The sequence below is a fragment of the Pelomonas sp. BJYL3 genome (assembly GCF_027257975.1).
Lineage (GTDB): Bacteria > Pseudomonadota > Gammaproteobacteria > Burkholderiales > Burkholderiaceae_C > Roseateles_B > Roseateles_B flavus.
In genome coordinates, this window is the sequence record NZ_JANZKX010000006.1 from 122,178 (window position 1) to 145,249 (window position 23,072).

The 23,072-nt window shown below is 68.7% G+C and carries 20 protein-coding genes; 11 read left to right on the forward strand and 9 right to left on the reverse strand.

The annotated features are described in order from the left end of the window. Positions 1–3 precede the first annotated feature (3 nt). The 7 genes from O9Y01_RS17990 to glk all read left to right on the forward strand — a co-directional run bounded on the left by O9Y01_RS17990 (position 4) and on the right by glk (position 8,197). Positions 4–1,470 carry a sensor histidine kinase gene (locus O9Y01_RS17990; RefSeq protein WP_269632991.1) on the forward strand — a complete coding sequence of 489 codons (1,467 nt, stop codon included), beginning with the start codon at positions 4–6 and terminating at the stop codon, positions 1,468–1,470. 238 nt (positions 1,471–1,708) lie between these two features. After that, positions 1,709–2,887, forward strand: coding sequence for a maltoporin (locus O9Y01_RS17995; protein ID WP_269632992.1), 1,179 nt, complete (start codon positions 1,709–1,711; stop codon positions 2,885–2,887). 64 nt (positions 2,888–2,951) lie between these two features. After that, positions 2,952–4,214, forward strand: a complete 1,263-nt coding sequence (locus O9Y01_RS18000; RefSeq protein WP_430765641.1) for an ABC transporter substrate-binding protein — start codon at positions 2,952–2,954, stop codon at positions 4,212–4,214. A 192-nt stretch (positions 4,215–4,406) separates the two neighbouring features. After that, complete coding sequence (locus O9Y01_RS18005) at positions 4,407–5,288, forward strand: carbohydrate ABC transporter permease (protein WP_269632993.1); 882 nt, start codon at positions 4,407–4,409, stop codon at positions 5,286–5,288. An 8-nt stretch (positions 5,289–5,296) separates the two neighbouring features. Further along, positions 5,297–6,160, forward strand: a complete 864-nt coding sequence (locus O9Y01_RS18010; RefSeq protein ID WP_269633234.1) for a carbohydrate ABC transporter permease — start codon at positions 5,297–5,299, stop codon at positions 6,158–6,160. Between the two features lie 4 nt (positions 6,161–6,164). Then, complete coding sequence (locus O9Y01_RS18015) at positions 6,165–7,229, forward strand: ABC transporter ATP-binding protein (RefSeq protein ID WP_269632994.1); 1,065 nt, start codon at positions 6,165–6,167, stop codon at positions 7,227–7,229. Beyond that, entirely contained in the window at positions 7,226–8,197 is a 972-nt protein-coding gene (gene glk, locus O9Y01_RS18020) for a glucokinase (protein ID WP_269632995.1), read from the forward strand. The genes O9Y01_RS18015 and glk overlap by 4 nt, the downstream gene beginning before the upstream one ends. Before the next feature lie 4 nt (positions 8,198–8,201). On the opposite strand, the gene O9Y01_RS18025 is transcribed toward glk, so the two are convergent. The 5 genes from O9Y01_RS18025 to O9Y01_RS18045 form a co-directional block, all read right to left on the reverse strand. Then, entirely contained in the window at positions 8,202–8,927 is a 726-nt protein-coding gene (locus O9Y01_RS18025) for a substrate-binding periplasmic protein (RefSeq protein ID WP_269632996.1), read from the reverse strand. A 291-nt stretch (positions 8,928–9,218) separates the two neighbouring features. Next, the gene (locus O9Y01_RS18030) at positions 9,219–12,458 is read right to left on the reverse strand and encodes an efflux RND transporter permease subunit (RefSeq protein ID WP_269632997.1); all 3,240 of its coding nucleotides are present in this window, start codon (positions 12,456–12,458) and stop codon (positions 9,219–9,221) included. A gap of 12 nt (positions 12,459–12,470) precedes the next feature. Continuing rightward, complete coding sequence (locus tag O9Y01_RS18035; RefSeq protein WP_269632998.1) at positions 12,471–13,688, reverse strand: efflux RND transporter periplasmic adaptor subunit; 1,218 nt, start codon at positions 13,686–13,688, stop codon at positions 12,471–12,473. 192 nt (positions 13,689–13,880) lie between these two features. Further along, complete coding sequence (aroC, locus tag O9Y01_RS18040) at positions 13,881–14,981, reverse strand: chorismate synthase (protein WP_269632999.1); 1,101 nt, start codon at positions 14,979–14,981, stop codon at positions 13,881–13,883. A 102-nt stretch (positions 14,982–15,083) separates the two neighbouring features. Then, positions 15,084–15,551, reverse strand: a complete 468-nt coding sequence (locus O9Y01_RS18045) for a CBS domain-containing protein (RefSeq protein ID WP_269633000.1) — start codon at positions 15,549–15,551, stop codon at positions 15,084–15,086. Positions 15,552–15,636: 85 nt separating this feature from the next. On the opposite strand from O9Y01_RS18045, the gene O9Y01_RS18050 reads away from it, so the two are divergent. Then, complete coding sequence (locus tag O9Y01_RS18050) at positions 15,637–16,956, forward strand: O-acetylhomoserine aminocarboxypropyltransferase (protein WP_269633001.1); 1,320 nt, start codon at positions 15,637–15,639, stop codon at positions 16,954–16,956. Between the two features lie 10 nt (positions 16,957–16,966). Next, positions 16,967–17,773, forward strand: a complete 807-nt coding sequence (locus O9Y01_RS18055) for an alpha/beta fold hydrolase (protein WP_269633002.1) — start codon at positions 16,967–16,969, stop codon at positions 17,771–17,773. A gap of 3 nt (positions 17,774–17,776) precedes the next feature. Here O9Y01_RS18055 and O9Y01_RS18060 read toward each other — a convergent pair whose 3' ends face one another. After that, on the reverse strand, positions 17,777–18,577 hold the full coding sequence (locus O9Y01_RS18060) for a hypothetical protein (protein WP_269633003.1): 801 nt from the start codon (positions 18,575–18,577) through the stop codon (positions 17,777–17,779). A 225-nt stretch (positions 18,578–18,802) separates the two neighbouring features. On the opposite strand from O9Y01_RS18060, the gene O9Y01_RS18065 reads away from it, so the two are divergent. Further along, positions 18,803–19,120, forward strand: coding sequence for an Mpo1-like protein (locus O9Y01_RS18065; protein ID WP_269633004.1), 318 nt, complete (start codon positions 18,803–18,805; stop codon positions 19,118–19,120). Positions 19,121–19,142: 22 nt separating this feature from the next. Here O9Y01_RS18065 and O9Y01_RS18070 read toward each other — a convergent pair whose 3' ends face one another. The 3 genes from O9Y01_RS18070 to kbl all read right to left on the reverse strand — a co-directional run bounded on the left by O9Y01_RS18070 (position 19,143) and on the right by kbl (position 22,306). Continuing rightward, on the reverse strand, positions 19,143–20,015 hold the full coding sequence (locus tag O9Y01_RS18070) for a MipA/OmpV family protein (RefSeq protein ID WP_269633005.1): 873 nt from the start codon (positions 20,013–20,015) through the stop codon (positions 19,143–19,145). A gap of 83 nt (positions 20,016–20,098) precedes the next feature. Further along, positions 20,099–21,052: an NAD-dependent epimerase/dehydratase family protein gene (locus tag O9Y01_RS18075; protein WP_269633006.1), complete on the reverse strand. Its 954-nt coding sequence runs from the start codon at positions 21,050–21,052 to the stop codon at positions 20,099–20,101. Positions 21,053–21,100: 48 nt separating this feature from the next. Then, the gene (kbl, locus tag O9Y01_RS18080) at positions 21,101–22,306 is read right to left on the reverse strand and encodes a glycine C-acetyltransferase (RefSeq protein ID WP_269633007.1); all 1,206 of its coding nucleotides are present in this window, start codon (positions 22,304–22,306) and stop codon (positions 21,101–21,103) included. A gap of 134 nt (positions 22,307–22,440) precedes the next feature. Between kbl and O9Y01_RS18085 the strand changes: the two genes are divergently transcribed. Next, entirely contained in the window at positions 22,441–23,019 is a 579-nt protein-coding gene (locus tag O9Y01_RS18085) for a helix-turn-helix domain-containing protein (RefSeq protein WP_183104620.1), read from the forward strand. Positions 23,020–23,072: the final 53 nt, after the last annotated feature.

Genomic DNA, 23,072 nt, shown 5'->3' on the forward strand with positions numbered 1-23,072 from the left:
AGCATGCTGCACCGCGTCCTGCGCTGGTTCGGCGCCGGCACCTCCCTGCGGCGTCAGCTGCTGCTGTGGCTGCTGCTGCCCCAGCTGGTGCTGTGGCTGGGCGGCGCCCTCTTCACCTTCAAGCTGGCCGAGCGCTATGCCAATCAGGCAGTGGACGCCAGCCTGTCCCAGGCCAGCCGCGCCCTGGCCCGCCAGGTCAAGCCCATGGGCACCGGCCTGCTGATCGACTTCCCCCGGGCCGCCCAGGACGTGCTGGAGGCCGATCCGGCCGACAAGCTGCTCTACACCGTCAGCTCGCCCCCCGGCGAGTTCATCCTGGGCAACCGCCAGCTGCCCCTGCCGCAGTCGGTGCCCGAGCATCCGCGCCTGGGCGAGCCCTACTATTACGACAGCCAGGTCGCCAACCCGCAGTCCGGCAGCACGGACCGGCTGCGCGTGGCCGCCCTGTACCTGCACTACGGCGATGTCGACGGCGAAGACAAGGGCCGCACCATGCTGGTCCAGGTCGCACGCTCCAGCGCCAACCGGGAGGAGCTGGCCCGCCGCCTGCTGACCGACATGGTCCTGCCCCTGTCCCTGCTGATGGTGCTGATGACCATGATCGTGGCCGCGGGGATCCGGGCTGGCCTGGCACCGATCGCGCGGCTGCGCAGCCTGGTCGAGGGCCGCAAGCCCAATGACCTGCGCCCCATCGAGCTGCACGTGGCACCGCAGGAGCTGCGCACCCTGGCCCACGCGATCAACGAACTGCTGGAGGCCGTGCAGAGCAATGTGCAGGCTCAGCGCCGTTTCATCAGCGATGCCGCTCATCAGCTGCGCACGCCCCTGGCCGGCCTCAAGAGTCAGACCGAGCTGGCCCTGAAGGAGGCCGCCGAGCTGCCCGGCGAGCCCGCGCTGCAGGAGCGCCTGCAGCGCGTGCATGAGAGCGCCAGCCGCAGCGCCCACCTGGTCAACCAGCTGCTGACCCTGGCGCGCACGGAGCCGGAGTCGCAGGGCGCGCAGTCCCGCGTGAAACTGGACCTGGCCCGCCTCGCCCGCGAGGTCACCGCCGAGCTGGTGCCCCGCGCGCTGCAGGCGGGCGTGGACCTGGGCTTCGAGGGCGCAGATGCCAGTGACGGCGCCACCCCCCTGTGGGTGCACGGCGTGCCCCTGCTGCTGAAGGAGGCGCTGGTCAATGTGATCGACAACGCCCTGCGCTACGCCGGCCGCGGCGCCACGGTCACCGTGCAGGCCAGCGGCGATGCGGACCGCGCCTGGCTCAGCATCCGTGACAACGGCCCCGGCGTCACGCCTGGCTCCGAGGGCCGCCTGTTCGAGCGCTTCTACCGAGCCACCCTCTCCGGCAATGGCTGCGGACTGGGCCTGGCCATCGTCAAGGAAATCGTGGAACGCCATGGGGGCCGCGTCAGCGCCACCCCGGTGCAGCCGCAGGGGCTGCAGCTGGATCTCATCCTGCCGCTGGCGCCCTGAGTGCCCGCCTGCCGCCCTCCCCGGGACGGCGCCTCGTCCACCCATGCCGTGCCTGATACCCGGGCTGCGCCGCCGCTGGCGCACTTCCCTGGGGCTTGCCGCACCCTAATGGTAATCACCGATAAACGTACATGAATGAATCATTAACATTAACGTCGCATGCACAAAACATAAATGCTTCATGAATGCTGGCGACCGGACGCTGGCGCTCAGGAGCCCCACGACGGAGACAATGCAAATGAAGTTCCCCCCGCAAGCGCTGACGCGCCTGACTCTCGTGCTGAGCCTCGGCCTCGCCGCCGCCAGCGCTCAGGCGCTGGACTGGACCGGTTACTTCCGTGCCGGCCCCGGCCTCACCTCCAACAACGCCTCCCGCGCCTGCTACGCCCTCAACGGCGGCAGTGCCGGCATCAAGTACCGCCTTGGCAACGAGTGCGACTTCTACGGCGAGTTCCAGCTGAGCCAGGGCTTCCAGAAGGACGGCGTGGACTACCGCGTCACCCTGATGACCAACCACTGGACCGGCGCCACCGACACCAATGGCAAGGGCCTGGCCATCGAGCAGATGTTCGCCGAGGCCAAGGGCTTCGATGTGGCGCCCAACGCCACCTTCTGGATCGGCAAGGAACGGGGCCGCCGCGGTGACGTGCACATCGTCGACACCTACTTCACCGAGATGGCCGGCGTAGGCGCGGGCGTCAAGGGTCTGGACGGCGGGCCCGGCAAGCTGGGCGTGGCCTTCTACAAGACCGAGGCCAGTGCCGTGAAGCCGGGCCATCGCGCCAATGTCGAATGGGTGGACATCGCCGCCAATGACGAGGGCAAGCTGAACGTGTTCTTCACGGCCACCAAGGGCAGCTTCGACGGCGGCACCTCGGGCCTGGGCGTCGCCCTGCGCCATGACCAGGCCAAGCTGTTCGGCACCGGCCTGTCCAACACCCTCTGGCTGCAGTACGCCCAGGGCTCGGCCGGCCTGAACTCCAACTTCGGTGATCTCGGCGCGGGTTCGTCTGCCAAGAGCTACCGCCTGGTGGAGTCCATCGGCTGGCAGGAAGGCGTGTTCGGCGGCCAGGCCATGCTGCTGCTGGCCAAGGAGACGGACGCGGCGGGCAAGAGCACCAAGTCGCTGTCCATCGGCGGTCGCGCGTCCTATGGCATGAGCCGCAACTTCAAGCTGGTCAGCGAGCTGGGCGTCTCGCAGTACAAGCCCGACGGCGGGGCCACCGCACGGCTGACCAAGTTCACCATCGCGCCCACGCTGTCCATCGCCAACGACTTCTGGAGCCGGCCCGAGTTCCGCGTCTACCTGACGCATGCCCGCTGGAACGACGCCGCCGGCAACGTCACCGGCCAGGCCGCCTTCGCGGACAAGACCTCCGGCACCAGCGCCGGCGCCCAGGTGGAATGGTGGTTCTGACCGTCCCTGAACGGCAGATGAACGCACAATCACGCTCAACGCACAAAAGAATCTGGAGACAAGCATGCAAAGCATGAACAAGGGCGCCGTGCGCCCCCTGGTCCTGGCCCTGATCACGGCCTGCGCGGCCACCGCGGCCCAGGCCGGCGAGGTCGAAGTCCTGCACTGGTGGACCAGCGGCGGCGAGGCCAAGGCGGCCGTCGCGCTCAAGGGCACGCTGCAGGCCAAGGGTCACAGCTGGAAGGACTTCGCCGTGGCCGGCGGCGGCGGTGATTCCGCCATGACGGTGCTGAAGTCCCGCGTGGTCTCGGGCAATGCCCCGGCCGCCGCGCAGATCAAGGGCCCCTCGCTGCAGGAATGGGCGCAGGAAGGCGTGCTGGCCAATATGGATGACCTCGCCAAGACCGAGAAGTGGGACGAGAGCCTGCCCAAGGTCGTCAGCGACATCATGAAGTACCAGGGCCACTACATCGCCGCGCCCGTGAACGTGCACCGCGTGAACTGGCTGTGGGTGAACCCGGAAGCCCTGAAGAAGGCCGGCGCCAAGGCCCCGACCACCTGGGACGAGTTCTTCGTGGCGGCCGATGCGCTGAAGAAGGCCGGCATCGTGCCCCTGGCCCATGGCGGCCAGAACTGGCAGGACTTCACCAGCTTCGAGGCCGTGGCCCTGGGCCTGGGCGGCGTGGACTTCTACCGCAAGGCCCTGGTCCAGCTGGACCCGGCCACGCTGAAGAGCCCCACGATGGACAAGGTGCTGAGCACCTTCCGCCGCCTCAAGGACTACACCGACCGCAACGCCCCCGGCCGCGACTGGAACCTGGCCACCGCCATGGTGATCAAGGGCGAGGCAGGCATGCAGATCATGGGCGACTGGGCCAAGGGTGAGTTCGTGGCCGCGGGCAAGACCGCCGGCAAGGACTTCCTGTGCCTGCCCGCACCCGGCACGGCCAAGGCCTTCACCTTCAACATCGACTCCTTCGCCTTCTTCAAGCTGAAGAGCGAGGCCAACCAGAAGGCCCAGCGCGACCTGGCCTCGGCCATCATGTCGCCGGACTTCCAGGAGCTGTTCAACCTGAACAAGGGCTCCATTCCGGTGCGGATGGGCATGAAGATGGACAAGTTCGACGACTGCGCCCGCGCTTCGTCCAAGGACTTCGCCGACAGCGCCAAGGCCTCGACCCTGGTGCCCTCCATCGCCCACGGCATGGCTGTGCCCTCGGCCGCCGAAGGTGCGATCAAGGACGTGGTCAGCCAGTTCTGGAACAGCGACAAGATGAGCACGGCCCAGGCCATGGACCGCCTCGTCGCCGCCGCCAAGCAGCGCTGAGCGCCTTGGCCGGTGCGTTCGTCATGACGAGCGCACCGGCCCCTTCTTCCTCAAGGATCTCTTGTAGCTCGGGTGCCCTCTGCGGACCCTTGCCTGCACGCCTGCGCTCGTCTGCAGGCGGCCTCCGGCCCAGGCCGGGCGCGGCGTGCAGGTCTTTTTGAGCTGCTTCCCGACGCCTTCCAAAGGCCTGCCATGAATGCCCCTCCCCGCAGCCCCTGGCTGCCCAAGCTGGTCCTGGCGCCCTCCTTCCTGCTGGCGCTGTTCTTCATCTACGGCCTGATGGCCTGGAACGGTGTGCTCTCGCTCACCGCCTCCCGCCTGCTGCCCAATTACGAGTTCGTGGGGCTGGCGCAGTATGCGCAGCTCTTCGAGTCCGAGCGCTGGACCCTGGCGCTGCGCAACCTGGCGGTCTTCGGCACGCTGTTCGTCGGCGGGGCCACGGTGATGGGCCTGCTGCTGGCCATCCTGCTGGACCAGCGCATCCGCGCCGAAGGCGTGCTGCGCACGATCTACCTCTACCCCATGGCCCTGTCCTTCATCGTGACGGGCACGGCCTGGAAATGGATCCTCAACCCCGGCCTGGGACTCGAGCACCTGCTGCAGCAATGGGGCTTCGAGAATGCACGCTTCGACTGGCTGGTGGATGCCGATATGGCGATCTACTGCGTGGTCATCGCCGCCATCTGGCAGAGCTCGGGCTTCGTGATGGCGCTGTTCCTCGCGGGGCTGCGCGGCATCGACGACAGCATCATCAAGGCCGCGCAGGTGGACGGCGCCAGCCTGCCACGCATCTACTGGCGCATCCTCATTCCCAGCCTGCGCCCGGTCTTCTTCTCCACGCTGATGGTGGTGAGCCATCTGGCCATCAAGAGCTTCGACCTGGTGATGGCGCTGACCGCCGGCGGCCCAGGCTATGCGACGGACCTGCCCGCCACCTTCATGTACACCATGGCCTTCAGCCGCGGCCAGATCGGCCTCGGGGCCGCCAGCGCCACGGTGATGCTGGCCACCATTGCGGCCATCGTGGTGCCCTATCTGTACTCCGAACTGCGTCAACGCGGGAGGCACGCATGAACGCTTCCATGACCGCCACGCCACGCCTGAGCCTCGGGCGCCTGGCCCTCTTCGCGGCCCTCGGCCTGCTGGCCCTGTTCTACCTGACCCCGCTCTACGTGATGGTGAGCACCTCGCTCAAGAGCATGGAGGAGCTGCGCCAGGGCAGCCTGCTGTCCATTCCGTCGTCACCGGAGCTTGGCGCCTGGGCCAAGGCCTGGTCCAGCGCCTGCACCGGCACCGATTGCAACGGGCTCAAGCCCTTCTTCATGAACTCGGTCGCCATGGTGGTGCCGGCGGTGATCATCTCCACGGCCCTGGGTGCCATCAACGGCTATGTGCTGACGAAATGGCGCTTCCGCGGCAGCGAGCTGGTCTTTGCGCTGATGCTCTTCGGCGTCTTCATGCCCATGCAGGTGGTGCTGCTGCCCATGAGCCAGGTGCTGGGGCAGCTGGGCCTGGCCAACTCGCTGGCGGGCCTGGTGCTGGTGCATGTGCTGGCGGGCCTGCCCTCCACCACGCTGTTCTTCCGCAACTACTACGCGGGTCTGCCGGACGAGCTGGTGAAGGCCGCCATGCTCGATGGCGCGGGCTTCTGGCAGATCTTCTGGCGCATCGTGCTGCCGCTGTCGGGGCCCATCCTGGTGGTGACGCTGATCTGGCAGTTCACCGCCATCTGGAACGACTTCCTCTACGGTGTGGTGTTCTCGGGCGCCGATGCCAAGCCCATCACCGTGGGCCTCAACAACCTGGCCAACACCTCCAGTTCGGTCAAGGAATACAACGTGGACATGGCCGCGGCGCTCATCGCCGCCGCGCCCACCCTGCTGGTCTATGTGCTGGCGGGCAAGTACTTCGTGCGCGGCCTCACCGCCGGCGCCGTGAAAGGATGACACCATGGGTGCACTGAACCTTCAACAGATCCGCAAGGGCTATGGCAGCGTCGAGATCCTCAAGGGCATCGACCTGGAGATCGAGGCCGGCGAGTTCCTGATCCTCGTGGGTCCCTCGGGCTGCGGCAAGTCCACGCTGCTGGCCATGATCGCGGGGCTGGAGCAGCCCACCACGGGCCGCATTCACATCGGCGAGCGTGACGTCACCGACCTGCCCTCCAAGGACCGCGACATCGCCATGGTGTTCCAGAGCTACGCGCTCTACCCCAACATGAACGTGGCCCAGAACATCGCGTTCGCGCTGGAGATGCGCGGCATGAAGCGCGCCGAGCGGGATGCCGCCGTGGCCCGCGTCGCGAAGATGCTGCAGATCGAGCACCTGCTGCAGCGCAAGCCCGGGCAGCTCTCCGGCGGCCAGCGCCAGCGCGTGGCCATGGGGCGGGCGCTGGCGCGCGACCCCAAGCTCTTCCTCTTCGATGAGCCGCTGTCCAACCTCGATGCCAAGCTGCGCGTGGAGATGCGCGCCGAGATCAAACTGCTGCACCAGCGCACCCGCACCACCACGGTCTATGTGACCCACGACCAGGTCGAGGCCATGACCCTGGGCGACCGCATCGCGGTGATGAAGGACGGGCAGGTGCAGCAGTTCGGCACGCCGGAGGACATCTACAGCCGCCCGGCCAATCGCTTCGTGGCCGAGTTCATCGGCTCGCCGACCATGAACTTCGTCGGCGCGCGCTTCGATGGCAGCAGTGCACAGGCCCAGGGTCAGGTGTTGCCCCTGTCGGAGGCCCAGCGCCTGGCCTTGCAGCCGCTGGCCGGCCAGGACCTGCTGTACGGCCTGCGCCCGGAGGACGTGCGCCTGTCCGGCGAAGGCCTGCCGGGCCGCCTGCACATGATCGAGCCCACCGGGCCGGACACCTACGCCACCGTCGAGACCGCCGTAGGCCGCCTCACCAGCCGCGTGCCAGGAGCGCTGCATGCCCAGGTGGGGGACACGGTCCATCTGCAGTGGGCGCCCCAGGCCGTCCATCTGTTCCAGGGCCAGGATGAAAGGCGCATCGCATGACGCAGGACTCCCTTCAAGCCCGGCCCCGGCTCGTGGGCGACATCGGCGGCACCAATGCCCGCTTCGCCTGGCAGGCGCATGCGCAGGCGCCGCTGGAATGCGTGGAGACCCTGCCCTGCCAGGACTATCCGCAGCTGCAGCAGGCCGTCGAGGCCTACCTCGAGCGCATCGGCCGCGAGCGCCCTGCCCAGGCGGCCCTGGGCCTGGCCAATCCGGTCACCGGGGACTGGATCCAGATGACCAACAACCACTGGGCCTTCTCCATCGAGGCCCTGCGGCAGGGCCTGGGCCTGCACAAGCTGGCCATCTACAACGACTTCTCCGCGCTGGCGCTGGCCCTGCCCACCTTGCGTGAGGACGAACTGCTGCACCTGGGCGGAGGCCCGGCCCTGCCGGACGCGGCGCGTGCGTTGATCGGCCCGGGCACGGGGCTGGGCGTCTCGGGCCTGCTGCCCCAGCCCGGCGGCGGCTGGCGGGCGCTGGAGAGCGAAGGCGGGCATGCCACCCTGTGTGCCAGCACCGAGCGCGAATGGCGGGTGCTGAGCCAGCTGCAGCGGCGCTTCGGCCATGCCTCGGCCGAGCGGGTGCTGTCGGGGCCGGGCCTGGTCTGGACCTACGAGGCCCTGTGCGCCATGGACGACTGCCCGGTGCGCTTCACGCAGCCGCCCGAACTGGCCGATGCCGCACTGGCGCAAGCCGATGCACAGGCGAGCGAGGCGCTGGCGCTGTTCTTCGGATTCCTCGGGGCCATGGCCGGCAACCTGGCACTGACCCTGGGCGCGCGCGGCGGGGTCTACCTGGGCGGTGGCGTGCTGCCGCGCATGGCCGGTGCCCTGCGGCAGTCCGCCTTCATGGAGCGCTTCCTCGCCAAGGGCCGCATGCGGCCGCTGCTGGAGACCATGCCGGTCTACCTCATCACGGCCCAGGAGTCGCCCGCGCTGCGCGGCATGGCCCTGGCCCTGGCCTGAGCCCTCACTGGGGCGGTGCGTCGTTGGGCAGCCAGCGCTTGTAGATGGCGCGGAAGCTGCCGTCACGCTTCATGTCACGCAGCTTCTCGTTCCAGAGCTGGACCAGGCTGTCGGGCGTCTCGTGAGAGAAGGCGATGTAGCCCTCGGAGCTGGCGTAGCTGTAGACGATCTCCAGGCTTTCCTCGGGGATGCCGGCTTGCGCCATGGTCTGGGGCATGGAGAGCCGCTCGGTCGCGAACAGCGTGGCGCGTCCGGCCAGCACCATGCGAATGCCCGTGACAGGATCGGCCACCGGCACCAGGTTCTTGAAGCCGACGCTGGCCAGCTGCTCGGCGGTGTACCAGTCCCGCACCACCAGCACCGATTCAGCGCGCTTGGCATCGTCCAGCGAGCGCAGGCGCAGGCCGCCCCGGGCCGGCGCATACAAGGAGCTGTAGAAGGTGACGATGGGACCCACCCACTTGAACAGCTTCTCGCGGGCCGGCGTGCGCGCCATCGCGAACAGGGCCACGCGGCCCGGCCCCTGCACCTCGCGCAGGGCCCGGGACCAGGGCATCAGCGTGATCTCATCCTTGAGGCCCAGGCGGCGCTCGATCTCCTGGACGATCTCCACGGACAGGCCCTTCACCACGCCATCCTGCTGGAAATTGACGGGCGGGAAGTCCTCGGTGAGCAGGCGCAGCGATTCGTGCCCCGGTCCGGCGGGCGCCTGTGCCCATGCCCGCGGCATGCAGCCAAGGCTGCAAAGGGTCAGGGCAAGGACGAGAGCGCGCATGGTGGACGAAGGCAGGGCTGGGCAAGCCGTGGACGGGCGGCGCGGATGATAGGCAAGTCTGCGCCTGCTTGCACGAAGCTGACGACGCCGCGATGACAAATATCCGGCCAGCGCGGCAACAGTGCACGCTTCGCACGCGGCTGGGACTGACCGGCACCGGCCCATGAAAAAGGCCGCGGGCAGAGCCGGCGGCCTGAAGGGTGACAGGCGGGGCGCATGGCCCCGCCGATCCCGCGCTACTTGGATTTACTTGGCGGGCACGACGCCTGCATTGCCGGTCAGCACCGGGCTGTGCGGGCCAGCCGCCGGCGCCTGGGCCAGGGGCTTGCGCTTCTTGTCGCGCACCAGATAGGAGTACAGCACCGGCACCACCACCAGGGTCAGCAGCGTGGAGGTGATCACCCCGCCGATGATGGCCCGGCCCATGGGCGCCTGCAGCTCGCTGCCCTCGTTGAGCGCCATGGCCATGGGCAGCATGCCGAAGATCATCGCCGCCGTGGTCATGATGATGGGGCGCATGCGGATCAGGCCGGCCTCCAGCAGGGCCTCGCTGACCGTGGCACCGGCCTTGCGGGCATGGTTGGCGAAGTCCACCAGCAGGATGGCGTTCTTGGTCACCAGGCCCATCAGCATCACCAGGCCGATCATGGAGAAGACGTTGAGCGTCGAGCCCCAGAACAGCAGGGCCAGCATCACCCCGATCAGGGCCAGAGGCAGCGAGGCCATGATGGCGATGGGCTGGATGAAGCTGCCGAACTGGCTGGCCAGCACGATGTAGATGAAGATCACCGCCAGGCCCATGGCCGAGAGCAGGCCCTTGAAGGCTTCGGCCTGCTGCTTGCCGGCGCCGTCCACCTTGAAGCTCACGCCCGGGGGCAGCTGCATGTTCTTGACGATCTTCTGCACGTCGGCATTGACCTCGCCGGCGCTGCGGTCCTTGACCGCGGCGTAGACGGCCTCGCGGCGCTGCAGCGATTCACGGCGGATCACCTCGGGGTTGAACACCGGCTCGATGGTGGCGACCTGGTCCAGGCTGATCGGGCTGCCGTCCTTGGCGAAGGCCACGGGCAGCTTCTGCATCTGGTCGATGCGCTCGCGCTGCGACTGCGGCAGGCGCAGCAGCACCTCGACCTGATTGCCGTCCGGCGTGGTCCAGTAGGTCGCGACCTCGCCATTGACATAGGCGCGCAGGGACGAGGCCAGCTGCGGAGCGGTCAGGCCCAGCTCGCGCACGGCCGAGTCTTTCAGCCGGACCGCGAAGGCCGGCAGGCCGGGCTTGACCGTGGTGTCGACGTCGACGGCGCCCGGCACCTTGCGGATGGCGGCGGCCAGCTCGTTGGCGGCCTTGGTCAGCTGCTCGGAGTCATTGCCCAGCAGGTTGATCCACACCGGACGGTCAAAGCCCACCGACAGCTCGATGCCGGGGATGCGGGCGAGGTCCTCGCGCATCGCGTTCTCGATCTCCTTCTGCGTGCGCTTGCGCTCCTTGCGGGGGGTCAGGGCGATGTTGAGCACCGCCTGGTTGCGGCCCGTGGCCATGCCGTCGCCCGAGGCGCCCACGACGGTGGACACGGTCTTGATCTCGGGATAGCTCTTGAGGATCTCCTCGACCTGGGCCACCTTGGCGTCGCCGCGGTCCAGGCTGGTCGCCACGGGCATGCGCAGGCTCAGCTGGGTGAAGCCCTGGTCGGTCTGGGGCACGAACTCGCTGCCCACGAAGCCGGCCAGCACGATGGCGACGACGAAGCTCATGAAGCCGCCCCACATCACCAGGCCGCGCGGCGTCAGGGTGGCGAAGCGCAGGCGGCGCTTCTGGCTGCGGTCGCGCTGGCCCTGGGCATCGAAGGGGCGGCCGTAGGCGGGCACGGGCGGCACGAAGACGCGGTAGCGGCGGCCGCTGAAGACCCAGCGGATCACGCGCTCATACGTGGTGTGCAGCACGTCCATCATGCGGTCGGTGCCGTTGATCAGGTGGCGCAGGCCCCAGAAGCGGCGCAGCCAGGTGCTGGGCGGGTCCTTCCAGATGCTGGACATCATCGGGTCCAGCGTGAAGCTCACGAACAGCGACACCAGCACGGCCACCGCCACGGTGATGCCGAAGGGATGGAAGAACTTGCCGATGATGCCGCCCATGAAGGCCACGGGCACGAACACGGCGCAGATGGCGAAGGTGGTGGCCATCACGGCCAGGCCGATCTCGTTGGTGCCGTCGAAGGCCGCCTGGTGGTGGTCCTTGCCCATGCCCACATGACGCACGATGTTCTCGCGCACCACGATGGCATCATCGATCAGCAGGCCGATGCACAGGGACAGCGCCATCATGGTCATGAAGTTCAGCGTGAAGCCGAAGGCATGCACGGCCAGGAAGCTGGAGATCACCGCGATGGGCAACGTCAGGCCCGTGATGATGGTCGAGCGCCAGCTGTGCAGGAACAGGAAGACGATGGCCACGGTCAGCAGCGCGCCCTCGATGAGGGTGTGGCGCAGGCCGTCCAGCGAGCCCTTGACCCAGTCGCTGTTGGCATTGATCAGGCGCAGCTCCACATCCTTGGGCAGGGTCTTGCGCAACTCCTCCATGGCCTCCTTGACGGCCTCGCCGGTGGCGACCACGTTGGCATCCTGCTGCTTGAAGACGCTGAAGGTGACGGCGGGCTTGCCGTTGATGCGCGCGATGGTGGTGGCCTCGCGCTCACGCTCGACCAGAGTACCCAGGTCGCCCAGGGTCAGCACCAGGTTGCCGCGGCGGGCCACGACGGTCTTGGCGAACTCCTTGGGGTCCTTGACGCGGCCTTCCACGCGCAGGATGGCATCGCTGAGCTTGTCGGACAGCAGGCCCACGGGCTGGTCGGCATTGGCCTCGCGCAGCGCGGTGGCCACCTCGGCCGGCGTCACGCCGTAGGCACGCAGGCGCTGCGGGTCCAGGTCCACGCGCACCTCGCGGGAGACCATGCCGCCGATGTCCACCAGTGCCACGCCCTCCACGCGCGTCAGGCGCTTGGAGACGGTCAGCTCGGCCATCATCGAGAGCTCGCGCGCCGAGCGGGTCTCGCTCATCAGTGACATCACGACCACGGGCTGCTGGTTGTCGCCCTGGAAGCGGGTGATGGTGGGCGCCTTCACGTCACGGGGGAAGCTGGCCTGCACCATGCCCACGCGGTCGCGAATCTCCTGCATGCCGCGGTTCATGTCGGCGTTCAGATTGAACATGACCCAGACCTGGCTGCGGCCCTCATAGGCCCGCGAGCGGATGGTGTCGACGCCGGAGATGGTGTTGAGGGACTCCTCCAGCGGGCGCAGGATCTCGCGCTCGATGGCCTCGGGCGAGGCGCCGGGGTAGGCGACGTCGATCTGCGCACCGGGGAAGGTGATGTCGGGCATGGGCTCGACGCCCAGCTTGGAATAGGCGAACAGGCCCATCACGCACAGGGCCACCATCACCATGGTCGCGAAGACCGGGTTCTGGATGGAGACGCGGGTCATCCACATGATGCGGTCTCCTTATTGCAGCGCGGGGGCGCTGGCGGCGGCGCTGGCCACGCGCGGGGCGCGGGCGTCCACGACCTTGGCCGCGGCGCCGTCGCGCAGATTGTCGAAGCGGGCGGCGAGCACCTGGTCCTCGGCCTTGAGGCCCTGCAGGATCTCGATGCGGCCTTCGCGGGCGTCACGGCGGCCGGTGGTCACCACGCGGCGGACCAGGGTGCCCTTCTCCAGCACCCACACATGATCCTGACCGGAGGCGTTGATCACCGCGGTGGCGGGCAGGGTCAGGCGTTGCGCATTGTCCGGCAGTTCGACGTGGGCGACGGCGTACTGGCCGGCGCGGAAGCGCTCCTCGGCATTGGCGATCTCCAGGGTCACGCCGATGCTGCGGGTGCCGGGCTCGGCGGCCGGGGCGATGCGCGAGATGCGGGCCTGCACCGGCTGCTCGTCACCTTCCACCTTCACGGCCACGGCCATGCCGGGCTTCAGGCGGGCGACCTCATGCGTGCCGACCAGACCGGCCAGCTCCAGCTTGCCCAGGTCCACGATGCTGAGCACCTGCTGCTCGGCGCTGAGCTTCTCGCCCGGCACGGCATGGCGCTTGGCCACGACGCCGCTGATGGGCGCCACGAGCGAGGCCAGGCGCAGGCTGCTCTGCGCGGTCTCCAGCTGGGCCTTGGCGGCCAGCCACTGGCCACGGGCGGCCTCCATGCTGGCGCGGAAGTTGTCCAGTGCGGTGCTGGAGATGAAGGCCTTGGCGGCCAGGTCCTCATTGGCCTTGTAGCTGCGCTCGGCCTGCTGGAACTGGGCCTGTGCAGCCTCCAGGCTGGCGCGGCGCTCGGCCACGCGGTAGCGCAGCTCCTCGAGATCCAGCTCGCCCAGGCTCTGGCCGCTGCGGACCCGGCTGCCCTCGGCCACGTGCAGGTTCAGCAGCACGCCGCTGGCCTTGCTGCGCACGACCACCGTGTTGGGGGCCACCAGGGGGCCCGAGAACTCGATGCTGCCGGGCATGGTGGCCATCTGGGGCTTGGTCACCTCGCGGGAGGCGAACTCCAGGGTGGCTTCCTTCTTCTTGTCGTCCTTGCCGTCCTTGGCGCCGTCCTTGGCGGCCTGCTTGGCATCCGAAGCCTTGCTGTCGGCCTTGCCGGCATAGACGGCAGCGCCAGCGCCTGCACTCAGGACGACAACGGCCGCCCCTCCCCACACCAGCCAGCGATTGCGCTTCTTCTTGTCCATGTGTCTCTCCATTGCTGCAGGGTTACCGCGAGTGTCTAACTGCGGCGCAGTCTAGGAAGAGCGCACGAGGCTTGCAGCGCGCCTGCGACGAAGCGCGCAAAAGAGGGGTCAGGGCGTCGCCCGTGGGGATTTGCTGCTGCAGTTGGGGACGAACTGCAGGAAGGCAAGGCCGGAGCGTCGCCCTGCCTTGGTTCAGCCGCGCTGGGCCGGAATCGGCGTCAGGGTGTGCCGAACGTCACCGCACTGCGCGCGGTGGCGCAGCGCATGATCCATCAGGACCAGGGCCAGCATGGCCTCGGCAATGGGGGTGGCGCGGATGCCCACGCAGGGGTCATGGCGGCCGTGGGTCACCACCTCGGTCACCTGGCCGGCGCGGTCGATGGACGCCTTGGGCAGGCGGATGGAGCTGGTCGGCTTGATGGCGATGGACACGCGCAGGTCCTGGCCGGTGGAGATGCCGCCCAGCACGCCGCCCGCATGGTTGCTGGCGAAGCCCTCGGGAGTGAGCTCGTCCCCGTGCTCGCTGCCGCGCTGGGGCACGACACCGAAGCCGTCGCCGATCTCCACGCCCTTGACGGCGTTGATGCCCATCATCGCGAAGGCGATGTCGGCGTCCAGCTTGTCGAAGAGCGGCTCGCCCAGGCCCACCGGCACACCCGTGGCCTGGACCTCGATGCGTGCGCCGACCGAGTCACCGGACTTGCGCAGCGCGTCCATATAGGCCTCCAGCTCCGCGATCTGGCTGGCGTTGGCGGCGAAGAAGGGATTGTTCGGCACATGCTCCCAGCCCTCGAAGGCAATGGGCAGCTCGCCCAGCTGGGTCATGTGGCCGCGGAACTCGGTGCCGAACTGGGCCTTGAGCCATTTGCGGGCCACGGCGCCGGCGCCCACCATGGGGGCGGTCAGGCGGGCCGAGGAACGGCCGCCGCCGCGCGGGTCCCGCAGTCCGTACTTGCGCCAGTAGGTGTAGTCGGCATGGCCCGGGCGGAAGGTGTCCAGGATGTTGCCGTAGTCCTTGCTGCGCTGGTCGGTGTTCTGGATCAGCAGGCAGATGGGCGCGCCGGTGGTCTGGCCCTCGTAGACGCCTGAGAGGATCTGCACGGCATCAGGCTCGTTGCGCTGGGTCACGTGGCGCGAGGTGCCGGGGCGGCGGCGGTCCAGCTCGGGCTGGATGTCGGCCTCGCTCAACTCGAGCCCGGGCGGGCAGCCGTCGATCACGCAGCCGATGGCCGGGCCATGGCTTTCGCCGAAATTGGTGACACGGAAGAGTTCGCCGAAAGTGCTGCCAGCCATGAAAAATCCAGGGTCAGTCCCCGGCAGGAGCGCCCGGGCATGCCCTGGATTCTATGGCGCGCCCCCGGGCCTCGCAGGCCGGCGGGCTTGGCGATCAACGGCTCAAAGCTTCGGCTCGTGCGAAGCACCCTCTTCCTCGACCGGCCAGTCGCGGATGTAGGCCTTGAGCATGCGGTTCTCGAAGTCCTGGCTGTCGACCACGGCCTTGGCGACGTCGTAGAAGGAGATCACCCCCATCAGCTGGCGGCCGTTGAGCACGGGCATGTAGCGGGCATGGCGGCCCAGCATCATGCGGCGGACTTCGTCGATCTCGGTCTCGGGCGTGCAGGTCAGCGGATGGTCGTCCATCACGGAACGGACCAGGTTGCTGCCCACGCTGCCGCCATTGCGGACCACGGCGGCGATCACCTCGCGGAAGGTCAGCATGCCCACCAGCTCGCCGAACTCCATCACCACGAGCGAGCCCATGTCTCGCTCGGCCATCGTGGCCAGGGCTTCGGCCAGGGGCTGCTCGGGCGGCACGGTGTACAGGGCGTTGCCTTTCACGCGCAGGATGTCGGCGACTTTCATGTGTTTTCTCCTCGACAGGCGGGCAGATCAGAATTGCGTCCAACATAGCACACAATCCCGGCATCCTGAAACCACGAAAGACAGCATGTCAGGCTACGGCGATCCCGGCTTCGACACCTTGGCGCTGCACGCGGGGGCGGCACCCGACCCCAGCACCGGCGCCCGGGCCGTCCCTCTGCATCTCAGCACTTCCTTCGTCTTTGAAAGCGCCGAGCACGCGGCCTCGCTCTTCAACATGGAGCGCGCGGGGCATGTCTACTCGCGCATCTCGAACCCGACCACGGCGGTCTTCGAGGAACGCATGGCCGCCCTGGAAGGCGGGGCCGGCGCGATCGCCACGGCCAGCGGGCAGGCGGCGCTGTTCCTCGCGATCAGCACGCTGGCGCCGGCGGGCAGCCACATCGTGGCCTCCAGCGCGCTCTACGGGGGCTCGCACAACCTGCTGCACTACACGCTGAAGCGATTCGGCATCAGCACCACCTTCGTGCGCCCCGATGAGCTGGACGCCTGGCGCGCCGCCATCCGCCCCGAGACCCGCCTGCTCTTCGGCGAGACCCTGGGCAACCCCGGCATGGACGTGCTGGACATCCCCGGCGTGGCCGCCATCGCCCACGAAGCCGGCCTGCCCCTGCTGGTGGACGCCACGCTGACGCCCCCTGCCCTGCTCAAGCCCATGCAGCATGGCGCGGACCTTGTCTTCCACTCGGCCACCAAGTTCCTCTGCGGCCACGGCACGGTGGTGGGCGGCGTGCTGGTGGACAGCGGCAACTTCGACTGGCAGTCGGCCTACGAGCGCAGCAAGTCCGCGGGCCTGGCCCGCTTCGCCGAGCTCTGCGAGCCCTACGAGGGCTTCCACGGCATGGTCTTCGCCGAGGAGAGCACCACCGGCGCCTTCCTGCTGCGCGCCCGCCGCGAAGGCCTGCGCGACTTCGGCGCCTGCATGAGCCCGCACACGGCCTGGCTGATGCTGCAAGGGCTGGAGACGCTCTCGCTGCGCATGGAGCGCCATGTGGGCAATGCGCAGAAGGTGGCCGAGTTCCTGGCCGGCCAGGCTCAGGTCGGCCGCGTCGCCTACCCGGGCCTGGCCTCGCACCCCGGCCATGCGCTGGCACAGAAGCTCATGCCCAAGGGCGCGGGCGCGGTCTTCAGCTTCGACCTGAACGGCAGCCGCGAGCAGGGCCGCCGCTTCATCGAGAGCCTCAAGATCTTCTCCCACCTGGCCAATGTGGGCGACTGCCGCTCGCTGGTGATCCACCCGGCCAGCACCACCCACTTCCGCATGGACGACGCCGCGCTGGCGCAGGCCGGCATCACGCCGGGCACCATCCGCCTGTCCATCGGTCTGGAAGATGCCGACGACCTGATCGCCGACCTCAAGACCGCCCTGAAGATCGCATCCAAGTGAGCGCCGCCCCATGCAAGTGACTGTTCAAGGCCGCGAGGCCTATGCCTACACCGGCGGGCGTGCCTTCGACCCTGCCCTGCCCTGCCTCGTCTTCGTCCATGGCGCGCTGCATGACCACAGCGTCTTCACGCTGCTGGCGCGCTGGTTCGCCCACCATGGCCACAGCGTGCTGGCCGTGGACCTGCCTGGCCATGGCCGCAGCGGCGGTCCGGCCCTGCCCAGCGTGGAGGCGGCCGGCGCCTGGGTGCTGGAACTGCTCAGCGCCGTGGGCGTCGAGCGCGCCGCGCTGGCCGGGCACAGCATGGGCTCGCTGATCGCGCTGGAGGCCGCCGCCCAGGCGCCCGAGCGCGCCCGCCAGCTGCTGCTGCTGGGCACGGCCTTCCCGATGAAGGTCTCCGAGGCCCTGCTGAACACCGCCGCCGAGGTGCCCGAGAAGGCCATGGCCATGGTCAACGTCTTCTCGCACAGCACGCAGGCGGCCAAGCCGGGCTATCCCGGTCCGGGCAGCTGGCTGCACGGCAGCAATCTGGCTCTGATGAAGCGCACGCAGGCCCGGTCCAGCGAGGCCAACCTCTTCCTGCATGACTTCCAGGTCTGTGACCGCTATGCAGGCGGGCTGGAGGCGGCGGCACGCGTCACCTGCCCCAGCCACGTGCTGGCCGCCGATCGCGATGTGATGACGGCCCCCAAGCAGGCTCAGGCCCTGAGCCAGGCGCTCAAGGCCCAGGTGCACCGCATCCCGGCCGCCGGCCACTCGATGATGGCCGAGGCGCCGGACGCCGTGCTGGCCGCCTTGCGCGCGGCGCTGGCTTGCTGAGACTCAGTCGCCGGTCGCGAGCTGGCGCTGCAGTTCCAGCTTGAACTGCTCCCACTGGTTGCCGTTCAGCTGCTCGGCCCGTGTGAAGCTGAGGCGCCAGTCGGTCCAGTCGGTGCTGGTAGGCATGGGATGTTCGGCATGCAGGAGCTGGCCCTGCAGGCTGCTGACGAGCAGGCCGGCCTTGCCGTCGAAGACCGGGCCGGCGATGCGGTACTGATGCGTCGGACGGCCCTGCCACGCGCGCTGCCCCAGGTACTCGAAGCGGGCCTCGTCCACCAGGGCCGGCTCGCCATGGCGTCCCGGCCTGTTGGGGTCGACCATGCTGAGCCGGAAGCCCTGCGTCGGCTGCTTCAGCATCGGCAGCAAGGGGGCCAGCGAGGCCAGGTCGAAGCCCCAGACATGCAGGGGCAGCGCGCCGCCGTCCAGCTCGAGGGACCCGCCCTTGGCGAAATGGACCTTGAGGCGCGAGGCCTTGGGGGCGGCGTCCGCGCTCAGCGTTGGCCGGCGTTCACCCTTGACGAGGTTCCACTGCTGCATGTGCACGGGCATGGCGCGAGCCGGGTCCAGATCCGCATGGACCTCCACCAGGTCCTCGCCCGGCAGCCACTTGAGCACCTCCACGCGGCTGGGGCTGGCGAAGTAGATCGCGAAGTGCCAGGCGTCGCTGCCGTCGCGGTTGGATTTCTCGTAGTGCCAGACGGTGCCGGGTGCCACCGGTGCGCCGGCTGCGCGTGAGAAGGCCGAGGCCTGCGCCAGCACGAGGCCTGGCAGCAGCCCGAGGCTCAGAAGCCCCAGTCGGGCCACGCGGGACGCTGCGCCGCGGGAAGAAGCTTGAAACGACGGCATGGTGCACAAAGCGCTGAAAGTGATGTCGCCACCTTATCGCTCGCCGCCCTGGCGCACGAGCCGCAGGCGACCAACGGCACGATGGGCGGGACAGGCCGTGCCGGCCTTGGTACCGTCCCCGATGCCGGCAGGCCCCGCCTGCGCTTCAATGCAGGCAGCGCCCCTCGCACTGCAGGAGTCCCCATGGCCCACGACGCCCTCGCTTCCATCAGCAGCTTCGCCGAGTTCTACCCCTTCTACCTGGGCGAGCATCGCCACCGCACGTGCCGGCGCCTGCATTTCCTGGGCTCCACCCTGGCGCTGCTGTGCCTGGGCACGCTCCTGGTGACGGGCCAGCCCCTGTGGCTGCTGGCCGGACTGCTGTGCGGCTACGGCTTCGCCTGGATCGGCCATTTCGGCTTCGAGAAGAACAAGCCCGCCAGCTTCCGCCGCCCGCTGTGGAGCTTCATGGGGGACTGGCGCATGTACTGGGAGATCTGGACCGGGCGCATCCCGTTCTGAGCGCCCGGCAGCGCCCGCCCCGTCAGTTCCGGTAGGCCAGCCCGATGGAGGCGCTGCGCTGGCGCGTCGTCTCCACGAAGGGGCTGGCGGCCGCTGCATCCAGCAGCCGGCCTTCACTCCAGCTGGCCACCAGCACCCATCGAGGGGTCAGGGCCTGCATGTAGCTGAGGTTGACGTAGGCACTGGTGAGCCCGCTGCCAGGCTCGTAGTGCCGGCCCAGGCGCTGGGCGGCCTCGCTGCCCTCGGGCACGCCGAAGTAGCTCTGCAGATGGCGGCGGTCGGAGGCCGACAGGCCCAGCCCCAGCGTCAGCGAGGCATGGCGGCTTCGGTACAGGCTGCGGCCGAAGTCCACGCTCAGCTCGGTGCCGCCGCGCCGGTTCAGCAGGTCGGGTGACAGGGAGGCGCTGAGGGTCCACTTCGGATTCAGCTCCACTTGCAGATTCAGGCGCCCCCGCAGCGTGCGCGGCACGTCCGGCAGGCCGCGGGTGATCTCGGCCTGATCGCTGTCTCGGCCGCTGTCGATGCGCAGGCCTAGGCCCAGCTTCCAGTGCTCGCCCTGCAGCCAGTCGCGTGAGGCGCCAGGGCCGGGACTCGCGGCTTCGGAGCCGAAGCCCATCATCGCGCCCGTGCCGGCCGTGGTGATGCGCCAGCGGCCCCAGTGGAGCGCCCACAAGGGGGTCAGGCCTTGCTCCTGGCGCCGTGAGCCGGGGTACTCCGGCCCGCTGGAGACCCGCAGGCCCAGCAGATAACGCAGCTCATCGGGCTTGGCGGCAGCCTCCTGCGCATGGACCGGAAGGGCCAACAGGGCCGCCGACAGCAGGCCCGCCGCCAGGCGAGGGGCGCCCCGGCGAGAGCGATGATCCTTGAAACCGCAGATCCACAGGCTTTGACCCATGGGCCCAGCTTAGCAGCAGCGGGCCGCCTCTCGCGCAGCAGCCCTGCTCGGAACCGGGAGCGCCGTGTGCCGTCTCGACAGATTCAGGCCTGCAGCAGCGGCTTGAGGTTGACGAGCATGTCGTCGACCATGGCGGAAAGGTCGAACTGCGGCTTCCAGCCCCAGTCGCGGCGGGCCACGCTGTCATCGATGGACTGCGGCCAGCTGGCGGCGATCTGCTGGCGGAAGTCCGGCGCATAGCTGATCTCGAAGCCGGGGATGCGGCGGCGGATCTCGGCGGCGATCTCGGCCGGCGTGAAGCTGCAGCCCGCCAGGTTGTAGGAACCGCGCTCGCTGATGGCCTCGGCCGGCGCCTCCATCAGCTCGATGGTGGCGCGCAGCGCGTCGGGCATGTACATCATGGGCAAGGCCTGACCCTCTTCCAGGAAGCAGGTGTAGGCGCCGGTCTTGAGCGCACTGTGGAAGATGTCCACGGCGTAGTCGGTGGTGCCGCCGCCGGGCGGGGTCTTGTAGCTGATCAGGCCCGGGTAGCGCAGGCTGCGCACGTCCACGCCGTGCTTGGCGTGGTACCAGGCGCACCAGCGCTCGCCGGCCTGCTTGGAGATGCCGTAGACCGTGGTGGGGTCCATCACCGTGCTCTGCGGCGTCATCACGGCCGGCGTGCTGGGGCCGAAGGCGGCGATGGAGCTGGGCCAGAAGATGCGGTCCAGCTTCTGTGTGCGGGCCAGTTCCAGCACGTTCAGCAGGCCCTTCATGTTGAGGTCCCAGGCCCACATGGGGTGCTTCTCGCCCGTGGCAGACAGCGCGGCGGCCAGCAGGTAGATCTGCGTGATCTCATGGCGCTTCACGGCAGCGGCGACGGCCGCGCCATCGGTGGCATCCAGCATCTCGTGCGTCAGTGCCTTCACGCGGCCTTCGGGCGCGAGGTCGCTGGTGATGACGTTGGCGTTGCCGTGACGCAGGGCCAGCTCCTGCGCCAGCTCGGTGCCGATCTGGCCATTGGCGCCGATGATGAGGATCTTGGTTTGGCGGCTCATGAATGGGCTCTTGATAGGTACTGCGGAAATCAGGATCGGGCGGCGGGATCAGGCAGGGATGAGGCCCAGCTCGCGGCCGGCCTGCGTGAAGGCGGCCACGGCCCTCTCCAGGTGGTGGCGCTCGTGCACGGCCGAGATCTGCACGCGGATGCGGGCCTGGCCCTTCCCCACCACGGGGTAGAAGAAGCCCACGGCGTAGACGCCCAGCTCCAGCAGGCGCGCGCTGAGCTGCTGGGCCTTGACGGCGTCATAGACCATGATGGGCGTGATGGGGTGGGTGCCGGGCTTGATCTCGAAGCCGGCGGCCTGGATGGCCTCGCGGAAGTAGGCGGTGTTGGCCTCCAGCTTGTCGCGCAGCGCGGTGGAGCCTTCCAGGATGTCCAGCACGGCGATGGAACCGCCCACGATGCTGGGAGCCACGGTGTTGGAGAACAGATAGGGGCGCGAACGCTGGCGCAGCAGCTCGATCACTTCCTTGCGGCCGGTGGTGAAGCCGCCCGAGGCTCCGCCCAGGGCCTTGCCCAGGGTGCCGGTGATGATGTCGATCTTGCCGAAGACGCCGCGGTGCTCGTGCGTGCCGCGGCCGGTCTTGCCCAGGAAGCCGCTGGCATGGCATTCATCGATGCCCAGCAGCGCGCCGTGGCGGTCGCAGATCTCGCGGATCTTGTCCAGCTGGGCGATGGTGCCGTCCATGGAGAAGACGCCATCCGTGAAGACCAGCTTGAAGCGCGCGCCGGCGGCCTCGGCGGCCTGCAGCTGGGCTTCCAGGTCGGCCAGGTCGTTGTGCTTGTAGCGGAAGCGCTTGGCCTTGCACAGGCGGATGCCGTCGATGATGGAGGCGTGGTTGAGCTCGTCGCTGATGATGGCGTCCTGCTCGCCCAGCAGGGGCTCGAAGAGGCCGCCGTTGGCGTCGAAGGCTGCCGCGTAGAGGATGGTGTCCTCGGTGCCCAGGAAGCGGGCGATGCGCTGCTCCAAGGTCTTGTGGATGTCCTGCGTGCCGCAGATGAAGCGCACGCTGGACAGGCCGTAGCCGTGCGTGCGCAGGGCCTCGTGGGCAGCCTCGATCACCTTGGGGTGCGAGGACAGGCCCAGGTAGTTGTTGGCGCAGAGGTTGATCACCTCGCGGCCCTCGCTGGTCTTGACCACGGCACCCTGGTGGCTGGTGATGATGCGCTCGCTCTTGAAGAGGCCGGCCTCGCGGATGGACTGCAGCTCGCTGCGCAGGTGGGCGTAGAAGTCTTCAGCATTGGCCATGTTCGGTCTCCTGGGGCACAATCCATTAAATCGAATTCAGTTCACTATATCGAACTTTCGTGCAGTATCTGGGAATTGCATCCCAGGGTCAAGTGAACAAGCTGCCGTTGCCGGTCCTTCCGAGAGTCGCCACCATGTCCGTCCCCCATCCCGACAGCCTTGAGCCGCCCCGCGTCGGCGCCACCCTTCAGGCGCTGCGCCAGGCCCAGGGCCTGTCGCTGGACGAGCTCTCGCGGCGGGCCGGGGTGAGCAAGAGCATGCTCTCGCAGATCGAGCGAAACCAGGCCAACCCGACGGTGGCCGTGGTCTGGCGCCTGGCCAATGCGCTGCGGGTGGAGCTGTCGGAGCTGCTGGGCGGTGAGAAGCCGGCCGCGCCGGCCATCGAGGTGGTGCCGGCGCATGGCATTCCCGGCATGAGCAGCCCCGACGGCAAGTGCCTGCTGCGCATCCTCGGCCCCATCGACATGGCCGGCCAGTTCGAGTGGTACGAGCTGACGGTGCAGCCCGGCGGCGCGCTGGAGTCCGGCGCACATGAGCCCGGCTCGCGAGAGCACCTCAGCGTGCTGGGCGGCCAGCTGGAGGTCTCGGCGGGCAACACCACGCAGAAGCTCAAGACGGGCGAGACAGCACGCTACGCCGTGGACGGCCCGCACGCCATCCGCAACACGGGCAAGCAGGCCGCGACGGCGCTGCTGGTGGTCATCCACCCCTGATCCTGACCGCCCCGAAGGCATCCGCTGCGCGCCAGGGCCTCGGGACCTCGGCA

What these genes read in the sequence shown, in the direction of transcription:
- O9Y01_RS17990 (WP_269632991.1), top strand. Translation starts at nt 4, where the DNA reads ATGCTGCACCGCGTCCTGCGCTGGTTCGGCGCCGGCACCTCCCTGCGG.
- O9Y01_RS17995 (WP_269632992.1), top strand. Translation starts at nt 1,709, where the DNA reads ATGAAGTTCCCCCCGCAAGCGCTGACGCGCCTGACTCTCGTGCTGAGC.
- O9Y01_RS18000 (WP_430765641.1), top strand. Translation starts at nt 2,952, where the DNA reads ATGCAAAGCATGAACAAGGGCGCCGTGCGCCCCCTGGTCCTGGCCCTG.
- O9Y01_RS18005 (WP_269632993.1), top strand. Translation starts at nt 4,407, where the DNA reads ATGAATGCCCCTCCCCGCAGCCCCTGGCTGCCCAAGCTGGTCCTGGCG.
- O9Y01_RS18010 (WP_269633234.1), top strand. Translation starts at nt 5,297, where the DNA reads ATGACCGCCACGCCACGCCTGAGCCTCGGGCGCCTGGCCCTCTTCGCG.
- O9Y01_RS18015 (WP_269632994.1), top strand. Translation starts at nt 6,165, where the DNA reads ATGGGTGCACTGAACCTTCAACAGATCCGCAAGGGCTATGGCAGCGTC.
- glk (WP_269632995.1), top strand. Translation starts at nt 7,226, where the DNA reads ATGACGCAGGACTCCCTTCAAGCCCGGCCCCGGCTCGTGGGCGACATC.
- O9Y01_RS18025 (WP_269632996.1), bottom strand. Translation starts at nt 8,927, where the DNA reads ATGCCGCGGGCATGGGCACAGGCGCCCGCCGGACCGGGGCACGAATCG.
- O9Y01_RS18030 (WP_269632997.1), bottom strand. Translation starts at nt 12,458, where the DNA reads ATGTGGATGACCCGCGTCTCCATCCAGAACCCGGTCTTCGCGACCATG.
- O9Y01_RS18035 (WP_269632998.1), bottom strand. Translation starts at nt 13,688, where the DNA reads ATGGACAAGAAGAAGCGCAATCGCTGGCTGGTGTGGGGAGGGGCGGCC.
- aroC (WP_269632999.1), bottom strand. Translation starts at nt 14,981, where the DNA reads ATGGCTGGCAGCACTTTCGGCGAACTCTTCCGTGTCACCAATTTCGGC.
- O9Y01_RS18045 (WP_269633000.1), bottom strand. Translation starts at nt 15,551, where the DNA reads ATGAAAGTCGCCGACATCCTGCGCGTGAAAGGCAACGCCCTGTACACC.
- O9Y01_RS18050 (WP_269633001.1), top strand. Translation starts at nt 15,637, where the DNA reads ATGTCAGGCTACGGCGATCCCGGCTTCGACACCTTGGCGCTGCACGCG.
- O9Y01_RS18055 (WP_269633002.1), top strand. Translation starts at nt 16,967, where the DNA reads ATGCAAGTGACTGTTCAAGGCCGCGAGGCCTATGCCTACACCGGCGGG.
- O9Y01_RS18065 (WP_269633004.1), top strand. Translation starts at nt 18,803, where the DNA reads ATGGCCCACGACGCCCTCGCTTCCATCAGCAGCTTCGCCGAGTTCTAC.
- O9Y01_RS18070 (WP_269633005.1), bottom strand. Translation starts at nt 20,015, where the DNA reads ATGGGTCAAAGCCTGTGGATCTGCGGTTTCAAGGATCATCGCTCTCGC.
- O9Y01_RS18075 (WP_269633006.1), bottom strand. Translation starts at nt 21,052, where the DNA reads ATGAGCCGCCAAACCAAGATCCTCATCATCGGCGCCAATGGCCAGATC.
- kbl (WP_269633007.1), bottom strand. Translation starts at nt 22,306, where the DNA reads ATGGCCAATGCTGAAGACTTCTACGCCCACCTGCGCAGCGAGCTGCAG.
- O9Y01_RS18085 (WP_183104620.1), top strand. Translation starts at nt 22,441, where the DNA reads ATGTCCGTCCCCCATCCCGACAGCCTTGAGCCGCCCCGCGTCGGCGCC.